This window comes from Aquidulcibacter paucihalophilus (assembly GCF_002105465.1).
Classification (GTDB): Bacteria; Pseudomonadota; Alphaproteobacteria; order Caulobacterales; family Aquidulcibacteraceae; genus Aquidulcibacter; species Aquidulcibacter paucihalophilus.
This window is the reverse complement of the sequence record NZ_NCSQ01000047.1, coordinates 1-680: the sequence shown is the minus strand read 5'-3', so window position 1 is coordinate 680 and position 680 is coordinate 1. Positions and strand designations below refer to the sequence as shown.

General features: G+C 57.0%; 1 protein-coding gene. It reads left to right on the top strand.

The genetic code is table 11. The features are described from left to right. Window positions 1-14 precede the first annotated feature (14 nt). Complete coding sequence (locus tag B7364_RS04175) at window positions 15-521, top strand: transposase (protein ID WP_085338685.1); 507 nt, start codon at window positions 15-17, stop codon at window positions 519-521. The last annotated feature ends 159 nt before the right edge of the window (window positions 522-680 follow it).

The following is a 680-nucleotide window of genomic DNA, read 5'->3' as shown; positions in this document are numbered from 1 at the left end:
CTTTATCGGCTATCATGTCGGCACGAGCCTTTCTGGTGGAAAATGCTCAAAGACTGGAGCAGCGTCTAAGTGGGGAACACCAGCCTGATGCCAAGCGCGCACTCGCCCGCCAGCTCCGCAAGCTGAAGGCCGAAATCTCCGTGCTGGAACTCGCCGCCCACAAGCATGTTGCTGCTCATGCCCATCTGGATGAGGCAAGCCGCCGCTTGCAAACCGCACCGGGTGTTGGCCCCATCGTCGCCATGACCCTGCTTGGCGATCTACCAGAATTGGGCACGCTCAACAGCAAACAGATCGCACGCTTAGTTGGCTTAGCGCCCTTCACCCGTGAAAGCGGTCAGTGGAAAGGCCATGCGCGTTGCTCAGGAGGACGCATGCGGCCACGAAACATGCTCTATCTTGCCGCAATGGCTGCCAAGCGCTGCCACAAACCTTCCAAAGCCTTCTTCGACACACTCATCTCCAACNCTCAATGCCCTCATGCGAAAGCTCATCACCCAACTCAACGCCATGATGCGTGATCAAACCGACTGGGCAAAAAACACATCCTCTTAAACACGGTTGCTCTCCCCCTGGGAGAGGGGAGCGCATAGAACAAAACTTATCCCCCTCTACCCAAGCCTCGCATAACCTTTAGCCGTCTCCAATGAGAGGGCGTTGTTGCTGCAGCGGCAACACCG